Origin of the sequence: Flavobacterium sp. (genome assembly GCF_043760115.1) — a bacterium.
Taxonomy (GTDB): domain Bacteria; phylum Bacteroidota; class Bacteroidia; order Flavobacteriales; family Flavobacteriaceae; genus Flavobacterium.
In genome coordinates this window covers 42,759-49,538 of sequence record NZ_JAYUPK010000088.1, presented here as the reverse complement: position 1 = coordinate 49,538, position 6,780 = coordinate 42,759, and the positions used below count along the sequence as shown (strand labels likewise).

8 protein-coding genes and 1 tRNA gene are annotated in these 6,780 nt (G+C 30.8%); 1 reads left to right on the top strand and 8 read right to left on the bottom strand.

The window, feature by feature from the left end; genetic code table 11:
• Window positions 1-368: 368 nt before the first annotated feature.
• Together ACH2BC_RS08055 and ACH2BC_RS08050 are read right to left on the bottom strand one after the other, a co-directional pair.
• The gene (locus tag ACH2BC_RS08055; protein ID WP_395053483.1) at window positions 369-974 is read right to left on the bottom strand and encodes a 50S ribosomal protein L25/general stress protein Ctc; all 606 of its coding nucleotides are present in this window, start codon (window positions 972-974) and stop codon (window positions 369-371) included.
• A gap of 68 nt (window positions 975-1,042) precedes the next feature.
• On the bottom strand, window positions 1,043-1,984 hold the full coding sequence (locus tag ACH2BC_RS08050; protein WP_395053482.1) for a ribose-phosphate pyrophosphokinase: 942 nt from the start codon (window positions 1,982-1,984) through the stop codon (window positions 1,043-1,045).
• A 211-nt stretch (window positions 1,985-2,195) separates the two neighbouring features.
• On the opposite strand from ACH2BC_RS08050, the gene ACH2BC_RS08045 reads away from it, so the two are divergent.
• Window positions 2,196-2,275, top strand: a tRNA-Leu gene (locus tag ACH2BC_RS08045).
• An 87-nt stretch (window positions 2,276-2,362) separates the two neighbouring features.
• Here the strand turns inward: ACH2BC_RS08045 and ACH2BC_RS08040 are convergent.
• The 6 genes from ACH2BC_RS08040 to ACH2BC_RS08015 all read right to left on the bottom strand — a co-directional run bounded on the left by ACH2BC_RS08040 (window position 2,363) and on the right by ACH2BC_RS08015 (window position 6,761).
• Window positions 2,363-2,797, bottom strand: coding sequence for a DUF6526 family protein (locus tag ACH2BC_RS08040; RefSeq protein ID WP_395053481.1), 435 nt, complete (start codon window positions 2,795-2,797; stop codon window positions 2,363-2,365).
• Window positions 2,798-2,800: 3 nt separating this feature from the next.
• Window positions 2,801-3,232, bottom strand: coding sequence for a LexA family protein (locus ACH2BC_RS08035; protein WP_395053480.1), 432 nt, complete (start codon window positions 3,230-3,232; stop codon window positions 2,801-2,803).
• A gap of 204 nt (window positions 3,233-3,436) precedes the next feature.
• Window positions 3,437-4,702 (bottom strand): Y-family DNA polymerase, encoded by a 1,266-nt coding sequence (locus ACH2BC_RS08030; protein ID WP_395053479.1) that lies wholly within the window; start codon window positions 4,700-4,702, stop codon window positions 3,437-3,439.
• Window positions 4,703-4,802: 100 nt separating this feature from the next.
• On the bottom strand, window positions 4,803-5,063 hold the full coding sequence (locus ACH2BC_RS08025) for a Txe/YoeB family addiction module toxin (RefSeq protein WP_395053478.1): 261 nt from the start codon (window positions 5,061-5,063) through the stop codon (window positions 4,803-4,805).
• On the bottom strand, window positions 5,063-5,287 hold the full coding sequence (locus ACH2BC_RS08020; RefSeq protein ID WP_395053477.1) for a hypothetical protein: 225 nt from the start codon (window positions 5,285-5,287) through the stop codon (window positions 5,063-5,065). Before ACH2BC_RS08020 ends, ACH2BC_RS08025 begins: the two co-directional genes overlap by 1 nt.
• 103 nt (window positions 5,288-5,390) lie before the next feature.
• Window positions 5,391-6,761 (bottom strand): NADH-quinone oxidoreductase subunit N, encoded by a 1,371-nt coding sequence (locus tag ACH2BC_RS08015; protein WP_395053476.1) that lies wholly within the window; start codon window positions 6,759-6,761, stop codon window positions 5,391-5,393.
• Between the last annotated feature and the right edge of the window lie 19 nt (window positions 6,762-6,780).

Sequence of the window (6,780 nt, the reverse complement as noted above, 5' to 3'; positions counted from 1 at the left end):
GCGTAGCGAAAACCGCAACCAAAGATTGAAATGGATAGCAGGAATAACGATAGTTGAAAATGCCAAAAGTTTCGTTTCTAATTATTAAGAATCTTAAATAATATATTAGAATCTGAAACAAGTTCATAGAATCTGAAACAAGTTCATAGAATCTGAAACAAGTTCATAGAATCTGAAACAAGTTCATGAGAATCTGAAACAAGTTCATAGAATCTGAAACAAGTTCATAGAATCTGAAACAAGTTCACAGAATCTGAAACAAGTTCACAGAATCTGAAACAAGTTCACAGAATCTGAAACAAGTTCAGATTAAATAAAAAAAGCACCTTGCGTTGGCAAGATGCTTTGATATAATGAGTATAAAGAAATTATTTTTTCTTTTTTGCTCCACCTTTTTCTGCTTTTGCAGCTTCTTGAGCAGCTTTCATTGCAGCACGAGAAATCTTAACTTGTGCAACAACAGTATTGTCTGGGTGCATTAATTTGAAATTCTTAGTTTCTAATTTTGTAACATACAATTTATTACCCATTTGAAGTTCTGAAATGCTTGCTTCAACAAAATCTGGAAGATTTTTAGGTAATGCTTTTACTTTTAATCTTCTTTGATTTAAGTTTAAAACACCACCAAGAAGTACACCTGGAGAAGTTCCTGTAACTTTTACTGGCACTTCCATAACGATTTCTTTGTCGTCACTTAATTGAAAAAAGTCAATGTGTAAAATTGCATCACTTACTGGGTGAAATTGAATGTCTTGTAAAATTGCATTGTAAGTTTTTCCAGCCAAATCAATTGCAACTGTGTGCGCATTTGGAGTGTAAACTAAGCTTTTGAAAGCTTTAATTTCTGCTGTAAAATGTACTGGCTGACTTCCTCCGTAAATAACGCAAGGAACCATTCCAGCATTACGTACCGCTTTGGTTGCTACCTTGCCTACGCTTTCTCTTTCTGATCCTTTAATTGAAATTGATTTCATTGTAAAATATATAGTTAATAATTATAAAAATTCTATTTAAAGTCTTCTCTTTGGGAAGGTTGGATGGGTTACATCAAGAACTTTCCACTTATAGAGTTGTTGTGTTGTACCATATGCATTACTTCTGCAAATAGTGGTGCACAACTTACTACTTTTATTTTATTGGATTCTTTCTTTAACGGAATAGAATCGGTAACAATTAATTCTAATAATTTAGAATTCTCTATTTTTTCGTATGCTTCTCCTGATAAAATTGGATGTGTGCAAATTGCTCTAACACTTAATGCACCTTTTTCTATCATTAGATCGGCAGCTTTGGCTAATGTTCCTCCTGTATCAATCATATCGTCTACAAGAATTACGTTTCTTCCTTTTACTTCTCCAATTAATTCCATTGAACTAATTTCATTGGCTGCTTTTCGTTGTTTGTAACATATTACTACGTCAGATTCTAAAAATTTAGAGTAGGCGTAAGCTCTTTTACTTCCTCCCATATCTGGCGATGCAATTGTTAAATTGTCTAAATTTAAACTCTTTACATAAGGCAAAAAGATTGTTGATGCAAACAAATGATCTACTGGTTTTTCAAAAAAACCTTGTATTTGATCTGCGTGTAAATCCATCGTCATTACTCTTGTTGCGCCAGCAGCATCCAGAAGATTGGCTACCAGTTTTGCTCCAATTGGAACTCTTGGCTTGTCTTTTCTATCTTGTCTTGCCCAACCAAAATACGGAATTACAGCGGTTACGTGTCTTGCCGAAGCTCTTTTTGCAGCGTCAATCATAAGTAATAATTCCATCAAGTTATCGGCACTTGGAAATGTAGAACATACAATAAAAACGCGTAAACCTCGAATTGACTCTTCGTAAGAAGGCTGAAATTCACCATCACTATATTTAGAGAACGTAACTTTACCTAGCGGAATTCCATACTTTTCAGCAATCTTTTCAGCTAAATAGACGCTTTGCGAACACGCAAATATCTTTGCTTCTGGTTCTTGATGCGGCATTGTATTGTGTTGTTTTGTAGTTACTTAGTTGTGTGTCGTTTTAACGAGGTGCAAATTTAGAAATAAAATCGGACTCTGAAAGGATATTTTTAACTTATTTCTTTAAAATGTGATTAAAATTTATTTACATTTGCATCGTGTTAAAAAGACAGATGTTTATTCAAATGTTTTTAATGTGATGAAGTGACTGTTGTCATTTCTGTCTGCTAATGCCCGAATGGCGGAATTGGTAGACGCGCTGGTCTCAAACACCTGTGGGAAACCGTGCCGGTTCGACTCCGGCTTCGGGTACATAAAAAGGAAGTTCTCATTTGAGAACTTCCTTTTTTCATTTTATAATTATAGAAACATAAATATAAAAGCGTGTATTATTTTTTTCTAAACCCTTTCGTGGTCTGGTTTCCAATTTTTAATTGCTTTTTTTATTTCATCGCTAGATAATTTTTCTTTAATACTTTTTTCTACTAGCGAAACAAGTTCATCATCCGATGCAAATCGTAAAGCATACAATTGACTGTCATTAAATTGATATTCTATTTCTTCAAATCTATTTCCTGTTAGTGTGAAATAATTGTATCTTATTTCTAGTCGTATAATTCGGTTTTGTAATACCAATGCATAATGTTGGCGCAACATAAACGCCAAACAAAATAAAAATACAAACACTACACTAATAAATATCCAAACTAATTTTTCTGGCTTAGTAAAACAGAAATAAATACTTGCTGTTAAAAAAGCAATCAAAATTGGATAATATACAAAATGGTGTGGCGTGTAAAAACGTATGTGATTATTATAAGATTGCGGTTTCATATTTTATACATTTTTAATAACATAAGTAACAATTCCCCATATGATTAGTTCGTTTTCATCTGTTACTTTAATGGGTTGAAATGCTTTATTTTCGGGCATTAAATACACACAATCTTTTTCTACAAGAATTCGTTTTACAGTAAATTCGCCATCAATAAAACATATTGCAATTTTATTATTTTGTGGTTCTACACTTCTATCAATTACTAGAATATCTCCATCGTCAATTCCTGCGCCAATCATAGATGTTCCGCTTGCTTTGGCATAAAATGTGGCTTCTCTATTTTTTACTAGAACATTGTCTAATGATATTTTAGCTTCGTCAAAATCGGCTGCTGGCGAAGGAAATCCTGCTTTTATTCCAGCTTCAATAAATGGTAATTCTATAGGATTTTCTAAATCTGGTAAGAAGAAAGTTAGGTTGTTTTTTTTCATATATTTTTTAGATTAATTATCGTTGGGTGTAATTAATCAAAATGTGTTAATATTCTCTTTTTTAAACTAAATATTAAATATAATTAAATGCATAATGTCAGTCTGAGCTTGTCGAAGACCTTTAAAATAAACATTTTAATAAACTAATCGTAACTATTTATAAAAAATAGTAGATTAAAAAGTAGTTATATATATTGGTTTAAATTATATACATTTTACCTTCATAATATCTTTAAAATCGGTAGTATATTTTGGCGATAAATTGTTTTGTTTCATTTTCCAAGTGCGTTGCAAATCTTGATTTCCAAAGCGTATTTTGCGTTCGCCAGTTTTCTTTTGATGTGCATCTATAACTTGCATTAACTTTAAATGTTTTGGATTTTCTTCTTCAAATAAATGAAATTGCTTTTGATCTTGCGGAATAATCTGTGTAACTATTATTCCTGCTTTTTTATAAATTTCACCTTCTTCAAATAGTTCTTTTAGCATTTTTACAGCTAAGTTACTTATGGTTAAACTAGAATTGGAAGCATAAGGCAAGGTTTCCATTTTGTAGAAATTATACTTTTGTAAATCTACTTTGTATTTGTCTTTTCGAACGTATAAAATTACACCATAGCAACACGAATTTTGTTTGCGTAATTTCTCTGCACAAACGGTTGCAAAGGTTGAAACGCGTTCTTTCATTTCGTTAAAAGTTGTAATGTTTCCTTCAAAGCTTCTTGTGGTTGCAATATTTTTCTTATCTGTTGGTTCTTCAAGTTCTAAAACCGATTTTCCTTCAAGTTCATATTTTAATCTGATGCCAACAACTCCCATTTCTTTCTTGATGAAATTTTCGTTTTGCGGCAATGTAAAATCAAAAGCTGTTAGAATATTTTGTGCTTGCATTTTCTTTTTCAATCGTGAACCAATTCCCCAAACGTCTTCTATTTTAGTCCATTTTAATGCTTTAATTCGTTTTTCATCATCATCAATTACATAAATTCCTTGTGTTCTCTCTTGATATTTTTTGGCAATTCTGTTGGCAACTTTAGACAATGCTTTGGTAGGAGCAAAGCCAACACATACTGGAATTCCAACCCATTTTTGCACGCGTTTTTTCATTTGCAAACCATAACTGTGATAATCTGCAATATTCATTCCGTCAAAATTTAGAAAACTTTCGTCTATGCTATAAATTTCTGTATTGGGTGAAAACTGTTCTAGAATTTTCATCACACGATTGCTTAAATCGCCATAAAGTGCATAATTAGAAGAAAAAACTTTTACATTTTTATCAAATAATTCTTGTCTAACTTTAAATTCTGGTGCTCCCATTGCTATGCCCAATTTCTTGGCTTCGTCACTTCTAGAAATGATGCAACCGTCGTTATTAGACAAAATAACAACTGGTTTTCCAATATATTGAGGTTGAAAAACACGTTCGCACGAAGCATAAAAATTATTACAATCAACTAAAGCATACATCTTGTAAAGTTACTCAATAGTCAATTACACGAAAGTTAAAGTTTGCAATTGTTGATAACTAAAAAACCACCAAAATCGCTTTTGATGGTTCTATGTTTTATTAATCGTAATGAAATTTACAGGAAATAATTCTTAAAAAATCGGTTTCAACTTTATAGACTAATCTATGTTCATCAGTTATTCGTCTTGACCAATAACCTTTAAAATCATATTTCAATGCTTCTGGTTTTCCTGTTCCTTCAAATGGAGTTTTAGCAGTTTCTTTAATTAACTTTTTTAATTTATTAAAAACTTGTTTATTCTCTAATTGCCAATCATTATATTGTTCAAACGCTACAGGAGTAAAAAGTAAATCTCTCATTACAAATCTTGTAATTTTACTTTTATATGATCATTGTTTTTATCTTGTAATAAAGATTTTTGTATGGAATCTTTATTTTTTTTGCTTGACAATAAATAACTTGTAGTATCAATTTCTTCTTCAATTGTAAGCACAATTGATTTGTCTTTAAAAGCTAATTTAATAGCATCAATTATATCAGATGAAATTTCATTTGCCGATGCTAAATGATAAGTTGTATACATTTTTATCTTCTTTATTATACAAATTTACAAATTATTTTAATACCAATAAAAAAACCACCAAAATCGCTTTAGATGGTTTGGTATTTTATTAAAATATAATCACTTAACTCAACACATTAGTAAGTAAAGAAGGATAAATTCCGATGATAAGATTTAAAAGTATGGCAACGACTGCAACTGCATAATATACAAATGGTGTTGGTTGTTTTTTTTCAGTTGGTTCTTTGGTGTACATTGCTAGAATTAATTTAAAATAATAGCCAACACTTATAATAGAATTTATTACACCAACAATTACTAATACTAAATAACCAGATTGAATGGTTTGTGTGAACAACATAAACTTAGCAAAAAATCCAGAAAAAATAGGAATTCCAGCCATTGATAATAACGATGCTGTTAAAACCGCTGCCAATAAAGGATTGCTTTTTCCTAATCCGTTAAAGTTTATAATGTCTTCGTTGTCTTTGTCTTTGCAAACAAATATAATTACTGCAAATGATGCAATTCCTGCCAAAGCATAAGCTGCAGTGTAATAAAGTAAAGTATTTGCAGCCGTTGATAAACTTAAAAGTGCCATTAACATAAATCCGGCGTGAGAAATTCCAGAAAACGCTAGCATACGTTTTACGTTATTTTGACGTAATGCCATTATATTTCCAACCGTCATAGACAATATAGAAACTACTAAAATTACAATTTCAAATTTATAGGATAGTCCAAAATTTAGTGAACTTAACAATTTGTAAAGTGTTGCCATTGCTACAACTTTAGCCAAAGTACTCATTGTTGCAGTTGTTATTGCTGGCGAACCTTCATAAACATCTGGTGCCCAAAAATGAAATGGTGCTGCAGCAATTTTAAATAACATTCCTATTAATAACATTGCAATTCCTATTCCATACCAAACTGGTAAAGTCATTCCTTGTGATAATTCTTTAATTTCTATAACATCAAAACTACCAATTGCTCCATAAATTAAACAGATTCCAAAAAGCAAAATTCCAGAAGCAAACGAACCCATTAAAAAATATTTCATTCCAGCTTCGTTACTTTTAATATTCAATCTGTTGCTTGCCGCTAAGATGTACAATGAAATGGATAACACTTCAATTCCTAAGAAAAACATTGATAAATTTCCAAACGAAACCATTGCAACTGCACCAGAAAGCAAGAAAATTTTAATGGCGATATAATCTGATATTTTTGTTTGATGATTTTTATAAACATCGTGACTTAAAACTACTAAAAATATAGTTAAGATGATAAATAGACTAGAAAATGCAACAGAAAATTTGTCTACAACAATCATATTATTGTAGAAACTTGCTGGCGAATTAAATTCTGATATCGTAAGTCCAAGAATGGCTAAAAGTCCAATAATAATAATTGGAACAATTGCTTTTCTAAAATTAAAAATTTCGGCTATCAATGTAAATATGCCTAAACCTACTATTGCTAATAATGTATTCATTTCTTAATTAGGATTTTTT